This is a genomic window from uncultured Aquimarina sp. (genome assembly GCF_947496855.1).
Classification (GTDB): Bacteria; Bacteroidota; Bacteroidia; order Flavobacteriales; family Flavobacteriaceae; genus Aquimarina.
Genome location: NZ_CANMED010000006.1, coordinates 456,270 through 473,458, shown reverse-complemented (window position 1 = coordinate 473,458; position 17,189 = coordinate 456,270). Strand labels below are relative to the sequence as shown.

Below are 17,189 nucleotides of genomic sequence, written 5' to 3'. Positions count from 1 at the left end.
TTCTATAAAGATTTTAAATAATCTTTAATTTATTCTGCTTTTATTTATGAAAAGTACACGCTCAATTTTCTTGAAAATGAACTCCAATCTAGAGTGAAACTCCAATTAAAACTCCTGCTCCCACTCCGGCTATACCGATCAATATTTTTTCGAAAACATTCTTTCGTCTCTGTCGTTTACTAGCTTTCTCTACCAGCTCTAAGCTATTCGAAGCTTTGTCGAGACTATTTATGGTGTAATCCAATGCTTTTTGTGTATGGTCTAGTGTGATTTGCGTTTTTTGATAAACAATCTGGTCTAAACTGTCGCTTTTAGTAAAATTGATATTTAATCTCTTTTCCAAATCGATATTCCTGCGCAGTGTTTGTGTATACTTTTCAACTAGTTCTTTGGTCATCTTATCCTGATCAATCGTACTCTGGTATACATTTTTAATCGCTAAAAATGATTTTTTATTGACTAAAAATACATCTGGCGTTCTGAATACATATAAACTATCTTTTTTAACAGCAAAAGGTTCTCCGCTACGATCAGCATAGGATTCTGGTATTTCGATTACTTTTAATGAATCTTTTTCCTGACAAAAAACTTCACATATTGAGAGAATGAACAGTATAAGTATTATTTTTTTCATGTTTTAAATTTTATGTTTGATCAAATTCCTATTGATTTAAACCAAAGAGACCATTTAATAAATTACGTTCTTTTTCTAATTGATCATTGTTTAATTGTATAGAATCTTTAATATTTTGTAATTCATCCCAATCTTTGGCATTCTTTCTTTTAAAAGCAAAAAGCAATGAATCCCGCTTATGAATAATCAAATCTTTCTGGACCTTCATTTGTTGGAATTCTAATCTTGTATTTTTTAAAAGGTCCTTTGTTATTGCCAGGGTATCTTTTGATATCTCAAGTTCTTTGTTTGCTTTCTCCAGTTCTGAAGTAATAATTTTCCAGTTCTCACTGGTATTAAAAGTCATATAACCGATAATAATTAAAAAAGCTAATGCAATTATCTGCAAGACCGTACTGATATTTATATTTTTCATGAGTCCAAATCTTATTTTATTCTAAAAAACATACAGCTTCTTAAAATTGTTAGTATAGAATATTTCTTCAGTTCTTCAGGACTATTAGAAATTATCTCACAAGCTTTTATAACACTTTTCATAGGTAAATCCCTTTTCTAGAAAAGACTATTCAAATCTCTTTTCTTTCTTTATCAAAATTATGATTGGTTTACTAATTCTACTATTACAAATCCGAATAAGACTGATAAAAATACGACAATAAACGATTAAATTAACTTTCTTTATCAACCATAATCAATTTCTCAGTTATCAAAATGAGAACAAAAAAAGTCCTGAGCAGTATACTCAGGACTTCATCCCCCATTTCAATCAAGAATTACTTGATTAACACTTCATAACTTAGTATATTCCCGCATTGTTTCGTAGCTAATTGAAAACAAAATGCTTGCTGATTTTTCAACAAAGTAGCATATAGAGAATATGATTATTGATTAAAAAAAATCTCTAAAACACCAATGGGTACTAAGTCTCTTTTTTCTCAACCTTAATCGTATACTTCTCCTTATAGAGCATCATCAAGTTGCAAAAAGAAATAATAAATCCAGCTGAAAACAAGTAACATAAAAATAAAAGGACTATAAGCTGTATTCTATTGGATGTGATACTTTCTTTGGTCCAGGCTTTTTCTGGATCACCAAGAATAATCATCATTTGCTCGTTTCTAGCTGGTAAGAATCCATGAGAGTCTTTGAACGCTTCAAAAGGATTCGTTTCTATTAACTCATTACCAATAACAATATCTTTATCCAGATATGGTAATGTTTTGCTTTCACGAGCAAGGTGATACGCTGCATAAGTTCCTACAAAAATTACGATAAAGTTTATAGATAAACGCATCCACACTCTAATGACTTTATTTTTTAAGGAATATAAAATTAGGAATCCTGCAAGGGCAGTAGCGATAAATACACCAAATTTCATTAAGAAAGTAGTATTATCATCCGATGCATACCAAGAAGGTAAAGGAATTATAAAAGCTCCTGCAACTGAGGCAATCCAAGTACTAAGTAAGGTAATTTCTTTCCAGATTTCTTTAAATTTATTGACCAACATTGTTTCGTTATTTTGGAGCTTTTAATACCAACTGTTTTTCTTCTTCACCACTATTACTCATGATCAAATGTAGTTCTGGCTCGCCTACACGATCTTCTTTTTCTAACCAAAATAAATAATACCCAGGTACAAAATCCTGAATAGCATTCTGAGTAGGTTGGTTAAACCGAAACCTTTTAATATCCTGTCCTTGCTCGTAAGACAATTTCCCGAAAACAAAAAAACCTTCTTCTTCATTAGAATTTACTGTTACCTTAATTTTTGTAGTAGCATTATTTGCTGCTGTATTCTTAATCGTTTGTAATTTGGCATCATAATCCTGATATATTGCATTAAGTACAAAAGCTTTATTAGACATCGTTGGATATTCTTTGACCAAACGACGTAGTGTTTTTTCCGTTTCTTGCAGCGTGGCGACATATTCTGGAGTGAGTCCGTATTTATCATTACAGTCTTCTAAAACAGGAAATAAGACGGCACTCTTTTCGCTCAATTTAGTATAGGCGTCTTTTAGCTCTTCTTCATTAGAGGTAGCGATCTTATCTTTAAGACTAGTGATTGTTTGTTGTGTTTGGGATAAAACCAAAGTCAGTTCTTTATTTTTAGGAGCATAAATTCCGCAACTGCTAACAAAAACGAAAATATATGATAAAAGAATACCATTATATAAATTTTTCATATTAATGTTTTTTATACCATTTACAATTTGAATTTACTGTAACTGGTATTATTTCTTAATAGGTTTTAATTTGTTTATAAAATTACGCCAATAGATAAGCAACTTACTATTACAAATCCGACACATCAAGGTAATTTTCCGACTGTATTTTATGATCTCTGTAAGTCATTCTCTAACTTATTCCAATCAAATGCCGTCCCTATATCCCATTTTCCAGAAGATCGATAATTTACGTGAGATGTAATCCCTTTAAAATTGACTAACTCATTTTCTGCCACGATATCATATCGTTTATCCTCTGGCAAAAATGCTGCAGGTATATTATATTCTGCGGTTAAATATCGAAGTAATAAAGCCAAACTTTTATATTGTCTGATCGTATATCTAGCATAGTATTGTTCGCCTCGATACGGTATGTCTAACTTGGTATAAAATCGAGTTTCATTCATATGGCAGTATACGTCCGTATCACTATAAACGGTAACTAATTGGTCTCCAATTCTTTTCAGAAATCCAATATTAGACATTTCTATCGCTATAGTTCTCTTAGCACCATTAGTGTTTCCTCCTACGGCTCCAGAACCTAAGTGATATGCCCAATAGGCAGAAGACCACATATTAAGAATAGTACCATTTCTGGCAATGATAAAAGGTACTGATACCCGATAATTAGGTTTAGACAAAGCCGCCACATCTCCTTTTAAATAGCCAGCTGTATAATGCAGTACAATCTGTGTTTTTGTGTTTTTCTCTTCCTCATAAAATGAAGTATCTCCATTTTTTTGCCTACAACTTATATAAGGCATGGACTCGTTAGTTCCTTTAATTGGAACCGTATTAGGAGTTAATACAAATTCTTTTCCGTCCGAGTCTCTTCCTGTTTCAAAAAAAGTATTCTCGTGATTTGCTATACTAGTTGCCTTCATACCTTATTTAATTTGTGATTATAATGATTTCAAAGGTACCGACAGTCGTATGACTAGACTATCCCAAAACCGTCAAATAAAGGGAATTTTGCGACAAACTAATGACCTAGACCTGTCAGGTTTTAAAAACCTGACAGGTCTGAGTTTTGCAATAACTACTTTATCATTTATAAAAAATATCCTCACCTTTTTTTCCAACGCTTCAGCTCGCCTATCGCTATCCCGCGATGTCGTTTCGAAGGAGAGGGAGTAAAACTGTAACAAAAACGCTCAATTTTATACGATTTAGTTCCATTAAATTTTTTGGATTATCCCTCTAAGCCTGTCGAAAATCTGTTGGGTTTCGAGAGCCTCAGCCCGCATTTTTCCAATGCCTCAGTCCGCATTTTTCGAACCCTGAGGTCTCTCGAAAGGTGAGCTGTCATACTGGGACTTTCAAAGTACAATATCCTAACGCTTCTCTATACTTTTTTCTTGATTAAAGGTCTTCATCATATTTTCAAAATCTTTATGAATTCTACCTTTTACTAGCCAGGCTACTGCAAATGCATATAACGCTACCCACTCTAACCAAAAGGTGTAGGCAGGAAATATGGTGTCAAAATTTATCCCTAGCATTGCTTCCAAAACAAAAATCAATACCAACGCACCTACAGATGCCCAAACGATCATACCACTCCTACGGAACAATCTGTTTCTAGAAGAAGATGCATCGTGATTTAAAACAAATTTGAAAAAACTCATATACCCTAGCAAAAAGAAAAATGAAGCCGCGCTTAGCAAGTGAATTGCTCCCAGAAGTCCATTAGATGCGTGACCAAATAGATAAGGAGCATCTGTAAAAAATAAAGTTCCTAATGGGTTTTCTGATTTGGTAGGAATCAATGCAGTAACAAGAATACATATTCCGGCAATAGTAGTGATCAAACGATCACTCATCAACTCTCCTTCTTGTTTTGGGTATCCTCTATAATTTATAAGAAACAAGCCAAAGGCCGAAAGGATTAAAATAAAAAATACCCCACCTGATGTATAATAATAATGACTCATACTAGAGAGTAATTCCTGATGTGTTACTAATAGTAGTATCGGCAGTGCTAACCCAAGGATCCCTATTGTTTTTCTAAGCGAATACATTGATTTTTTATCTTCCATAATTTCTTTATTTATAATACTTCAAATGTAGATAGAGAAAATCCTTAAGGCTATTACAAAACCGTCAAATCGAGGGAATTTTGCGACAAGTTTATCGAAGTACATATGTGCGCTTCGACTACGCGGATGCTGAGTTTATCGAAGTACAGCCCACGGATATTGAACCCTGAGCCCTTCGGCAAAGCTCAGAGACCACGGAGTCGAAGGGTATCATTTCTACTACAATTGCATCTCTTATACATCTCGATACACCGTTCCTTTAGTCACGGCACTCGATGTGACGTATCGTATAAATATAATATACACACGTCTGGTCGAGTGTTTTTTATGAAGTGTAACGGAATAAAAATTGTATCGAGACCGCTTTTAATCACGAAATTTCTTTTTAGCAAGCTCAGGAAGCAAATCATATTCTCCTCGAATCAATGCTTCCTTTTTTGCCCTAGACCACTTTTTGATCTGCTTTTCAGCGTCTATAGCTATAGAAACATGAGTAAACTCCCAAGTAAATACCAACTCCAAAGGTCTTCTTTTATAGGTGTAACAATCCTGGTAATACCCCGAATGATGTTGAAACATTCTTTTTTCGAGATCAGAACTAACTCCTGTATAGTAGGAACCATCCGAACATTTTAGAATATATACATAAGATAAGTTCATAATCTATGAATATAGAAAAAATAGAGAATTATTGGATCTCGATACATTTTTATCAACCGCTATCGCTTATGATAAAAACACTCGATCAGACGTAGAGAAAAATTAAAACATGCTCGCCCGCGCCCGTCTGGTCGAGTGTTCATAAAGCCTTGACAGCAGGAAAGGATTTAGGAATGTGCTTCGACAAGCTCAGCAGAGCTATCGAGACTCTTTGCTCACTGTTTCGAAGGGTTGAAGAACTATTCCGAAGGATTACAACAATACTTCGAAGCGGTTATATAAGGCTTGGAACCCCTTATGGTAAGCCATCGAAGCATTAAAAACCCCGAATAGGTATCAAAATACCTCTTCTAAGTACTTGTTTGAGGGATCACAACCCTTAGTTTAACACTTCGAATTAGTAAAGTAATCGTTCGAAGTATTGTTTTAATCCTTCGAGCTGCTTGTGATAGGGGTGATTGCTATAGTTAGATGGGGTAGAATTACATACTGATTTGGATTTGCTTCCATGTACAAGCAACAGCATGACGTATACTATAAACCTGTCAGGTTTTAAAAACCTGACAGGTCTGAATTTTGGATACTGCTTACGAACATCTTTGACTTTCAGATATTAGACATAGGTATTTTTACCTTCTCACTATTGATGCTGATAAGATATTGCCTTCGCCAGAACAAGGTAATGTGAATCCTAAGAGTCAGTAAGAGAACGCAGACCCTTCACACACCTATTCTTATTGTTAGCGTTTGATATCAATATCCTCGCGACCCCCCAACTTCTCTCGGCGAAGGGTAAAGTACGCTTCGCGACTTAAGCAACTATCTTCGTGTAGGCTCCTTATGTTTTCGCGAGGTGGATCCTGCTCTTCTAATACCTATCTGCCTTAGGTAAACATTTAACTTCTCAGAGCAGATGTTTTCTCATATTTATCGGTTTATCACTCTCATTCCCTGCTTTTATTTCTGTCCAAAAAAAGTCGTCATTCGCTAATTTTTCATCCTTCCATTCTCGTTCTTTCCTATTTTTTTTATCAATTTCTTTACGCTTTACTTTTAGTTGAATTAGTTGAGAAATATCTTTTGAAATAGTATACAGCGCTCATTTTAATTTTCATTGATATATGATAGAATCTCTATTATCTGTAATAATCGCATTTCTTAATGTGTATATTCTTTTTCTCACTTTTGCAAACGCTTATTTTGCCCTTTTCGGCAAAATGAACTTATAAAATTTAGAGAAAAGATAATAACAACTACAATTTATATTACACATCAGATTTGTTTTTAACAGTGCCTTTCAAATTATGAAATAATTTGCCGAAGGGGCCCATATTATTATAATTGATCAATCCGCCAAAGGTTGCTTTATCCATTAGCGTGTATTCTGTTCTCTCAAATCCTCCTAAAGAGTCTTCATAGTCACTAATTTGTTTTATATGTGCATTTCCCACTTTCCATATCCCTTTGAATTGCTTTCCATAATTATCTGCAAATCTTTGCATATGTTTTCCCCTTCTTATACTAAACGAATATGGCTCATCTTGATAAGTCTCACGGTTTTCATACAGGTTTTTTGCTGTGATAGCGGTGCTATCCCCTTGATAGTACTTACTTACCAATGCTTCTATTTCTGGTTTTATTTTGTTAAGCGTATACTGAAAAGCTAGGCCTTGTTTATTGCGAATATTCTTAAACAGCCCTTCAAATCCATACTTCTGACTCAAATCGTTTTTTAAATTAGGTAAATTTACATCTCTAAAACTTTGGTCAGTTTCATAGTTTCTCACTTTATTTTCGGTAATTTGAAGACGCTCTACCTTATTCCTTATCCCATCGGAAAGTTCTTTTTGATCCTTTTCATTTGTAGCTTCGTGATATCCGCCGATGATAACGAGTAAATGACACAACCCATCTAAATACCTCAGTGCTGCAGAATCTCCATAAAAAATATCGTCTGTATCTATATCCTTTTTATGCTCTATTTCGTTTTCTACCCAATAAGATTGTAATTTAGATCCAAATTTTTTTGTTGAATACTTCTTCTCTAGATCCCTTTTTTTATTTTCAGAGTTATAATCAGTATGAGTTTCTCCTACAATATTAAGCTTCTTTTTATTGATTTTTGTATCCAAAGGTTTTAACTGTGCAATGTTATCGTGGTTTTCTGGAGAAATATGCTTATAATGTATAGATGTCGTAGGTTTGTTTGTTACTTTCAAAGCCTTGTTCCCCATGATGTCTGCTTCTTTCTCTAATCCAGCATCATCATTAATACTCACTTTACTTTTTAACTGCATCGTTGGTTTTACCCGACCTTGCTTTTGCTGTACCACATGCCAAGCCTCATGAGGCAAGTGCTTTTCTTGCCCAGATGCTAAATGAATATCAGTACCTTGCGCATAAGCATGTGCTTGTAGTTGTGCCGATTTGCTAGAGTTATAGTGTACTTTTACATCATCCATTGCGTAACCAGATAGGTTTTCGATACCTGATTTTAGGGTATCGGGTAAGCCTGTGTTATTTTTCCGTTGGATAGATGCTTTTGTATTTTCAGCACTATCCATTCCTGATCTTAACTTTCGTTGTACAGCTCTAGCTGGACGGTTGTCGGTAATCGTAGCTTCGCCACCTGTACTGGATTCTTGTTGTACGCGTTGTATGGTTTCTTTTTGGGATTCTTGGGTGTTTTCTTGTGGTGTTTTCATTACTTTTATGTATAATTAAAAATAATAGCGCTTAAAATCATGGATTACTTACTTGGCCATAAAAAAGTAATTTCTACCATTGAGGCGGCAAAATGCAATTCTCTTAATTAAAAGTTCTTTTCTAATCCGTTAACAGTAGATCATTTTCTCGGTTATTAATGTCCATCATTCGTCTTGTTTCCGTTTTTGTTTCCATTAAAGATTGCACTGCTTGTTCATAAGGATCAAGTATTTCGAAAGGTGTGGATATTTTATCCCATACATCGGTATCCCTAGAATTTACAATCAGTACCTGAGTAAGACCTCCATTATTTGAGTAAATATTTACACCAGATTTACGTCGGCGTCCTGCCTTTGATATTGTAGGTGCAATTTCGGAACTATACACTCTGGTATCTACTAGGGCTTTAATTTTATAGACGGCATAAACGGCCTCATAGCTAAAGCTAGGTAAACCAAGTAAATCCATAAAACCGCCGTTTGATTTCACTTTATCATAAGTTTCGGTGTCTAAGTAATATGCTGACCATGAATCTATATAACTTTTACCTGGGCCCATTAATTTATAAAATTCAGTTCCAGCAGACACATTCACAATATCTGGTACATCCGTGCCTGATTCTATCCACTCTTTATACAGATTTGGAAAATAGTCTTCGGCTTCTGTTGTAGCTTCAATATCTGTTTTCGAATGATCCTTCGTGGTAATAGCTTGTGCTATAAATTGTCTTAGCATAGACCCATATGGACTCACTACAGTGGACGTATCAGCGTCTTCAAGTGCTATCCCCTTGGTATTAAAACGAGTGCCTCCAGGATTTGTATTGGTAATCTTTACCCTTTTTTTTAACCTATTCTCACCATCTCCTGCAGTATAACCGCCTTCAATAATTTTATTAGAAGCTTGCGCTCTATTAAACTTATTTTTGGTAATTATCCTTCCATGCACGTTTACACCGTATACAATATTTAAAAGTCTAGATAACTTTTTTAAGAAAGCTGCAACATATATATTATCTGCCTTTTTACCTGTAAGATAACAATCAAAAGCATCCACAACCATATAATGTTGGCCATCAACAATATGCTCATAAGGAATTGTGTCATTTATAACTTTACCATCTTTTATTTGTTGATATTCTGGCTTGTGTTTTAACCTTTGCAAATTATTTACGAACTTTATGATATTTAATTCATCTGTGTCTCTTAATACGTATCGTTTTAACTGTAGTGTTGTCGATCTATTGGCTACTGTATTGCTTATATTTTTTTCAATATTTTTTACACTACTAGGACATATTGCCTTTTCACCCATCACATCTGCCTCTCTCTCCAACCCAGCATCATCGTTAACATTCACTTTTCCCTTAAACTGCATGGTTGGCATAACTCTACCTTGTTTTTGCTGTACTACATGCCAAGCTTCGTGTGGTAAGTGTTTTTCTTGCCCCGATGCCAGATGAATATCGGTACCTTGTGCATACGCATGCGCTTGCAGTTGTGCTGGTTTGCTGGAGTTGTAATGTACTTTTACATCATCCATACTGTAGCCGGATAGGTTTTCTATCCCTGATTTTAGATTGTCTGGGAGGCCTGTACTATTTTTTAGTTGTATGGGGTTAGTGGTATCTTCAGTACCACCAATACCAGATCTTAGCTTACGTTGAACAGCTATAGCAGGTCGATTGTCGGCAATTGTAGCTTCGCCACCGGTACTAGATTCTTGTTGTACACGTTGTACCGTATCTTTTTGTGGTTCTTGGGTATTTTCTTGTGGTGCTTTCATTGTTCTTAATTCATATTAGTTTAGATCTACAGGCATTAGCAGCACGGATTGCAAATCCGCGCTATCAGTTGACTATCGGAACACTCTTCTTCTCACTGTTGACGCCACTAGTTACAAACTAGCGGTAGCGGGGCTTTCATCGTACTTAACTCATTTTAATTCCATTACATGTCAATTATATTCTGAACGGATTGTAAATCCGAGACATCAGGGCCTTCTCATTATTACCGCTCACTGTTGACGCTACGAAGTTGCAAACTTCGCCGAGCAGGATTCAATAGGTATTAATCTGAACTTTTTTCTTCTTACTGTTACCGCCACTAGTTACAAACTAGCGGGAGCCGGGGTTTTGCTGATGAATCTTCTGAAAATCTAGATTCTATTTCTGCTAAAAACCCTATGAATTGTTTTTACAACTTCGTGATAAATTTGGTCAAACGTTTGCCTTAATGATTTATATTACCATATTATATGTCTTCATCTATATTAATGTCTTTGACATTTTCTTTACTAATTTTGCTAAGGTTATTCTTTTTTTGTGTATATTCTATATACCATTTTTTCCTTATCGGTAAAAACTGTTTTAAACTTAATAGGTTATACTTTAGATCTTTTTCATCTACGATGTCTCTAATATCATTCACATGAGAATCTCCTATTTTCCAAATCCCTCTTGTTTTACTTCTTTGTTGTGCAGCTAAATGCATATACTTAGATCTAATTTTTCTGAAGTTTAATTGTTTTGTTCGCTCTTCATTAATTTCTACTTCAAAAAATTCTTTTTTAATTGACTCATATTCCATAAGATCTTTTTTTGTTACTAAGTATTTTGATCTATGAATATTTTTTAAAAAATTATCTAATTTAATAACTGCTGCTTCTGCACTTTCAAAATCTCCAAGAACATTAACATCCTCAACTTCTACCCATTTAAAGTCTTTATTCGTAATTTTATTGTCTGTGATTTTATGTGTTGATGCGATTACACTCTTAGTTAATACCTGTAAAAAAGAACTTAAATTCGTTTCTGTAATATCATCTTCATTCTTTTCTTCTGTGTATTTAATTTTTACTTTAACTGCAATAAAGTGATCCCAAAAAAGATAAAATCTTGGATCTGCCTGTACATCTTCATTCGTCATAAATGCATTTTCTATCCAGTAATTACCACGTGTTAAATCTGCAGCCAATAGCTCTTCATAATGTCGAATCTCTTCTGCATAACCTTCCTTTTTTGCATATGGTGTTCCTTTCACATTATTTACTTCATTTTCAGGATGTATTTCTCCTATTACATTTAACTCATTAGGCTTGATTTCAGGTTTTCTTTGAATGCTGTTACTCAGATGTAATGCTTCTTTATTCCTTTTAGTAAATGAAGAATTACTTCTGCCTTCTAGAGCCTTGGCTCCCATTATATCTGCTTCTTTCTCTAATCCAGCATCATCATTAATATTAATTTTACTTTTTAGCTGTTTGGTAGGTTTTACACGTCCCTGTTTTTGCTGTACTACGTGCCAAGCTTCATGTGGTAAATGTTTTTCTTGTCCGGGTGCCAAATGGATATTTGTGCCTTGGGCATAGGCATGAGCTTGTAATTGTGCAGGCTTACTAGAATTGTAATGCACTTTTACATCATCCATACTGTAGCCCGAGAGGTTTTCTATACCGGATTTTAGTTTATCGGGTAGACCGGTGTTATTTTTTCGTTGGATTGGTGAGGTATTAGAATCCGTATTATCCATCGTGGATCTCAACTTGCGTTGTACAGCTTTAGCTGGTCGGTTGTCGGCAATAGTAGCTTCACCACTTTTACTAGACTCTTCTTCTACTCTCTGCAAAGTGTCTGCTTGTTGTTCTTGGGTTTTATCTATTTGTGTTTTCATAATTTTATAAACTGTTTTGCAAACGTCTTTGACTTCACAGCACTCGACACATTCTTTCACTATACATACTCTCTCACTGCAAACGCTACGAAGTTGCAAACTTCGCAGAGCATGGATTTAAACTATTTTTTCTCACTGTTGACGCACTAGTTACAAACTAGCGGGAGCGGGGGAGCGAGGGCGCTATCGGGTTTATACTACTTTTAAAATAATTATTAAACTTACCATCTATCATCCGCAGGTATATTTTCCATATCGAAATAAATATCCTTAATAGCTAAATCACTATCTTTTATAAAATCCCAATCTTCCTCATATTCTGACAATGTATTATCTAAAAGATCACTTATTTCTTGTTTATTGTTTCTTTCCTGAGGAACTTCACACTTAACATTACCTCTTGTAGGATCAACCTCACCATGAAACATTTGTTCAGTTAATTCACTTTCTGGATTATTAATTATATTCCATAATCTATTTACAAACTCTCGGGTTGAAATTGCTTTATCTAAAGGAATAGTATCAGCTAAAGCATCAAATCCCATATAGCTCTGATAAACTCTGCATTTATTTTTTCGTTTCTCTACGATAAAACTATGGCATCCTATTTGGACACGAATGAAAGTATTATCACTTGCCTCAAGTATTGCCCTACAAACATTTTCTGCTCCATCAAATTCTTCGATATCATTTCCTTTAAATGTTAAGTCTTTTATGAGATTTGATGTTTGTCCACAAGACCCTCTAAGTTTTTCCTCTCCATCTCCTATTAGACCATCATAAAAATTCCTTCCTGATAGATTTGGTGCATCTGGCACTTTACTTCCCAAAGTAGTACCTGGATGATTTAGTCTAACTTCTAACTCCCGTAAACCTATATTCAGACTCCTTGCTTTATGATATAATATACTAGCCAAACTAGGGTTACTTGTTAGGTTATAAAAGATATTCTTAACAAAATTAATCATAGGTTTCACCGTTTGATAAGCTCTACTTTCCTTGCGCTGAACTACCTTACCTACTATCTTACCACTTCTTTTTTCTTTCGGTGATCTTTTCATTTGCAAAGCTTTCGCCCCCATTACATCCGCCTCTTTTTCCAAACCGACATCATCATTAATATTCACGCCTGTCCTGAGCGAAGCCGAAGGGTTACTTTTTAACTGCCTAGTTGGTTTTACCCTATCCTGTTTTTGTTGTACGACATGCCAAGCTTCGTGAGGTAAGTGTTTTTCTTGTCCTGGTGCCAGATGAATATCGGTTCCTTGTGCATAGGCATGGGCTTGTAGTTGTGCTGGTTTGCTAGAATTATAATGTACGTTTACATCATCCATACTATACCCGGATAGATTTTCGATACCGGATTTTAGGGTATCGGGTAGGCCTGTATTGTTCCTTCGACTACGCTCAGGATAAATTTTTCGTTGGATGGGATTATAATTACTATTAGATGTTGAATTCATGCTATCCTTTAGCATACGTTGATCCATAGAAGAGGTACGGTTATCTTTTAATTGAGCCGTACCTCCGTTACTAGCTTCACTAGCAACTCTCGGGGTAATCGAGTTCTGCAATTCTTGTGTTTTATCTGTTTGTGCTTTCATAGTTTTTTGTTTTATAACCTAATACTAATCTTCATATCTTGTTTTATAAAAACCTATTACTATAATTAGGTCTCGATACGATTTTATTACATTATCATTCCATAAATCACTCGACCAGACGAGCGTGATCTATTTATACGATACGTCTCATCGAGTGCCACGACGATAGGAGTGGTGTATCGAGATGCATTTATAGCAGCTACTTCTATTGGGTCTCGATACAATTTTTCTCCATTATCATTTCGAAAAACCACTCGACCAGACGTTCATTGACGGCAAGCCAACCTCGACCAGACGGAGTTTTTTTAACTCAAAATCACCCCTTCTTTTTGTAACTCCTGTCGTATGGCGGTTTCCAGACTTTGCTGGGTGATGATTTTTTCCTTACCAGTTACTGCTTGCAGTGTGCATTTACGCACTACATTCATCATTAATCCGCCAGAGATGCTATAATTCTCGGCTATATGCCATAGATCTGCTGCTGTATCCAGTGGTAATTTCTCAGCAAAAGATTGTTTCCATAATTGATATCGTTCATCGGCTCCTGGCATCGTAAACTCGATCATGGATTGAAATCTTCGGGTAAAGGCATCGTCTATATTATCCTTAAGATTGGATGCCAAAATCACAACTCCTGGGAAATCTTCGATTCGCTGCAATAAATACCCAATCTCCTGATTTCCATAGCGATCATTGGCACTACTCACTTGGGTACGCTGCCCAAATAGGGAGTCTGCCTCATCAAAAAATAAAATCCAATCGTGTTGCTGGGCTTGATCAAAAACCTTCGCCAGGTTTTTTTCGGTTTCGCCTATGTATTTAGAGACGGTCATACTCAGATCAATTTTATATACTTGCTTGCCGGTGCTTTTGCCTAGTAAGGCAGCAGCCATACTTTTACCAGTTCCGGGAGGACCAAAGAACAAGCTTTTATAGCCCGGTTTTAGTCGCTTGCCCAATGCTAACGCTTCTAATACGGTTTGTCCATGCGTCACCCAATCCCTGATTTCCTGCAAGCTACGGGCCGTGGATCTAGAGACGATAAGATCTTGCCACGATAACTTAGTATGCAACTGTTGTGCAGGAAAATCAGGGCTATATCTTGCTTGATAGGGTGTACCCGTTAATACATTGGCTACATATTCATTCGCGATCATCCAGATACTACTTAGTAATGGACTATTCCCTTTGGTTCGGGATACATTGATCATCCCTTGTCGTATGGGTACAAAATCCTGCGTGATCAATGGATGGTATTGTAAACGTTTGTTAAGGTCATCTCCTGCTAGCAAGAACATAGCTGTTTCTGCCGTTGGGATCAAGCCCAGATGCCCTTCTAGCAATAGTCCACCAAATTCACTATATCGGCGATCATAGTCCTTGTTTTTGGTCAATAATATGTCTAGAACTTCTGGTTTTATATGAGGAACCAATGCCAGAATCAATAGCAGTCGTTCTGCAAAGTTGAGTTTGTATTGTTGGATAAAACGGGCATAAGAGCCTTCCTTATCTACTATATTTGGTGGCACTAATTCCTCAATGGATGTATATGGTGTTTCTTGCTTAAAATGAAGTTCTAAACGGGTTTGCAACACGAGACTTAGCCAGGAAAGTTCTGCAGTTAGTACGGCAGCGTTAGTAACATTGCTGTTTTTATCTATAGAGTTCCTCATAGGTTCGTTTTCAATGATATATAATTGTTTTTCCATAGTGTTGTTTACTTTATTTTATTGCTTCATTTAATCAGTTTTTAAGTATGAACGACACACTCCCGTTTTATTACTCCCTTCCCTCGGGGAAGGGGTGGGGATGGCAATAGTTATTTGCTAATCCCATTACTGAATCAAGTTTAGTACAGGCTCTAAAACCTAATACCTCATCCCTGAAACCTCATCATACACATCTTAATACTCTTGCTAAATCGGGCTTCGAGAACCTCAGCCCTCGCAATCCATATTTCTAAAACTCACCCACTCAAAAACTCGCGCACATCTCAATACTCAATACTCAATACTCAATACTCAATACTCAATACTAACATCTAACCCCTCACAACCACTCTACCACCAACACTTCTGTCATCCAGGGGAGCTTTACGGTATGAAAACCCCAAGGCAATTTTTCTAAGGTAATATCATGAGTTTCTCGTTGCACCTGTAACAACCAATGACCATCTCTGGTACGTAAAGATCCGGGGCGACATAGATAGGAAGTTCTAAATCCATCTATGGATAGGTTCTTCCAATGTGGGCCCTGTCCTATCACCGCGCTTAACAATCCTTCTGCCATTTCCTTTTCCTCTTCTGATAGTGTAATTGGGGATATTACCTCTTCTATAGCCACACCGCATAACAATTTGTTTAAGGGTAGTGCACCTTCAAACAGTTCCTGATCCTCTCCTTCACACAGATACTGCAATGCACAAATAGCAGTATGCCGAGCGGTTGCATTAGTAAAGGTTTTATCGGTGATCAGCCCCAAATTTTCAAAAAAGCGTACTAAAAATGGCCAGAAAAGTACCAATCCGGCGTTTTGTATGGATATAAAATCGGTGTCTTCAAAGGTAGCTGGCAACTGATCTACGATCGACTTCGGCTTTGATGCAATCTGCTGTACTTGTTTTTGTACTCCGTTGATATAGGTTGCCAAGGGTGTTAATACATGATTGGCATCTATCGCTTGGCCCTGTGTCTTCCCTACATCTCTTAGCAATTGTATACATTCCTGTAAGGTCTGCGCAGGCAACTGATCTAAAAAAGGATTGTCTACTATAGTGGATAGTTGTCTAAAAAATTCTTGCCACACCGTATTCGTAGTATGCCACATTTTATAATCCGCTACTATACTTCTGATTTCATAAGCATAACGCATTTGAGAGGTTGTATCACCTCCTTTATCAGCGATTCCTAATGCTACCATAGTCTCCTGTAGGCATTCTTGTTCAAAAGACGAATATACTTTGGTGGTAGTGACTTTCTGAAAAGCCGTTTTCCAAAAGGCAGCTTGTATCTTCTGCTTTGTGAAACCATGTTTTACCTGAACTCCCTGCTGAAATTTTTGGAGCGTAGTTGTTATTTCTTTAATAGCAATAGACGAAATCAACTGAAGAGATTGAAGCAGTTGTGCCTCGGTACTGATATGTACCAATCGATTAAGGTGCTGCGTATTCCATCGTAATTGTTGCAGTAAAGTGATAAAAGTGTTCGTTGGCTTTTCTAGCAATTGCTCCAATTGCTGCTGTACATAGGTTTTGGTAGTTTCTTTTGCCCACCAGGGTAGTATTCCATTTTTAAGATAATACGCTACGGCTCTAAGTGGCGTTTTTTCCTCTTTACCCGATGCTCTTTGTTTTGCTACCGCTGCAGATTCCTGATATACCGTGAGCTCTTCTTGTAATTTTTCTTCAAAAACGGTTTCAAAATTGTCTAGTGTCAGTTCCCCTAAATCCAAAGTAAGACGATCAATCTGTACAGGTATATCTCCTAAAACGCTCGTATGATTACTAAACACACGATCCATCACTTTGGTCAATTGCTGTCGACATAGCGCACTCAACTCCTGCTGCATCGCAAACGTATCTGCAGAGGTGGGCAAATGAATTTCCAAGATTTGTCTATTGATGATATGTTTTTGTGGTGTCATAC

At 36.1% G+C, this 17,189-nt stretch carries 14 protein-coding genes; all 14 read right to left on the bottom strand.

What is annotated here, in order from left to right; translation table 11 throughout:
• Positions 1 to 88: 88 nt before the first annotated feature.
• Positions 89 to 634, bottom strand: a complete 546-nt coding sequence (locus Q0921_RS19490; RefSeq protein WP_299259857.1) for a hypothetical protein — start codon at positions 632 to 634, stop codon at positions 89 to 91.
• A gap of 28 nt (positions 635 to 662) precedes the next feature.
• Positions 663 to 1,049, bottom strand: a complete 387-nt coding sequence (locus Q0921_RS19485) for a hypothetical protein (RefSeq protein WP_299259855.1) — start codon at positions 1,047 to 1,049, stop codon at positions 663 to 665.
• Between the two features lie 504 nt (positions 1,050 to 1,553).
• On the bottom strand, positions 1,554 to 2,144 hold the full coding sequence (locus Q0921_RS19480) for a hypothetical protein (RefSeq protein WP_299259853.1): 591 nt from the start codon (positions 2,142 to 2,144) through the stop codon (positions 1,554 to 1,556).
• A 7-nt stretch (positions 2,145 to 2,151) separates the two neighbouring features.
• Positions 2,152 to 2,823: a hypothetical protein gene (locus Q0921_RS19475; RefSeq protein ID WP_299259852.1), complete on the bottom strand. Its 672-nt coding sequence runs from the start codon at positions 2,821 to 2,823 to the stop codon at positions 2,152 to 2,154.
• Between the two features lie 149 nt (positions 2,824 to 2,972).
• Positions 2,973 to 3,749, bottom strand: coding sequence for an N-acetylmuramoyl-L-alanine amidase (locus Q0921_RS19470; protein ID WP_299259851.1), 777 nt, complete (start codon positions 3,747 to 3,749; stop codon positions 2,973 to 2,975).
• A gap of 450 nt (positions 3,750 to 4,199) precedes the next feature.
• Complete coding sequence (locus Q0921_RS19465; protein WP_299259849.1) at positions 4,200 to 4,904, bottom strand: hypothetical protein; 705 nt, start codon at positions 4,902 to 4,904, stop codon at positions 4,200 to 4,202.
• A gap of 366 nt (positions 4,905 to 5,270) precedes the next feature.
• Positions 5,271 to 5,564, bottom strand: coding sequence for a GIY-YIG nuclease family protein (locus Q0921_RS19460; RefSeq protein ID WP_299259847.1), 294 nt, complete (start codon positions 5,562 to 5,564; stop codon positions 5,271 to 5,273).
• A gap of 1,265 nt (positions 5,565 to 6,829) precedes the next feature.
• Positions 6,830 to 8,269: a DUF4157 domain-containing protein gene (locus Q0921_RS19455; protein WP_299259845.1), complete on the bottom strand. Its 1,440-nt coding sequence runs from the start codon at positions 8,267 to 8,269 to the stop codon at positions 6,830 to 6,832.
• A gap of 121 nt (positions 8,270 to 8,390) precedes the next feature.
• Positions 8,391 to 10,055 carry a DUF4157 domain-containing protein gene (locus Q0921_RS19450; RefSeq protein WP_299259843.1) on the bottom strand — a complete coding sequence of 555 codons (1,665 nt, stop codon included), beginning with the start codon at positions 10,053 to 10,055 and terminating at the stop codon, positions 8,391 to 8,393.
• Positions 10,056 to 10,522: 467 nt separating this feature from the next.
• Positions 10,523 to 11,941, bottom strand: coding sequence for a DUF4157 domain-containing protein (locus Q0921_RS19445; RefSeq protein WP_299259841.1), 1,419 nt, complete (start codon positions 11,939 to 11,941; stop codon positions 10,523 to 10,525).
• Between the two features lie 221 nt (positions 11,942 to 12,162).
• On the bottom strand, positions 12,163 to 13,545 hold the full coding sequence (locus Q0921_RS19440) for a DUF4157 domain-containing protein (RefSeq protein ID WP_299259839.1): 1,383 nt from the start codon (positions 13,543 to 13,545) through the stop codon (positions 12,163 to 12,165).
• 86 nt (positions 13,546 to 13,631) lie between these two features.
• On the bottom strand, positions 13,632 to 13,799 hold the full coding sequence (locus Q0921_RS19435; RefSeq protein ID WP_299259837.1) for a hypothetical protein: 168 nt from the start codon (positions 13,797 to 13,799) through the stop codon (positions 13,632 to 13,634).
• 51 nt (positions 13,800 to 13,850) lie between these two features.
• Positions 13,851 to 15,254: an ATP-binding protein gene (locus Q0921_RS19430; protein ID WP_299259835.1), complete on the bottom strand. Its 1,404-nt coding sequence runs from the start codon at positions 15,252 to 15,254 to the stop codon at positions 13,851 to 13,853.
• A gap of 340 nt (positions 15,255 to 15,594) precedes the next feature.
• On the bottom strand, positions 15,595 to 17,187 hold the full coding sequence (locus tag Q0921_RS19425) for a contractile injection system tape measure protein (protein WP_299259833.1): 1,593 nt from the start codon (positions 17,185 to 17,187) through the stop codon (positions 15,595 to 15,597).
• Between the last annotated feature and the right edge of the window lie 2 nt (positions 17,188 to 17,189).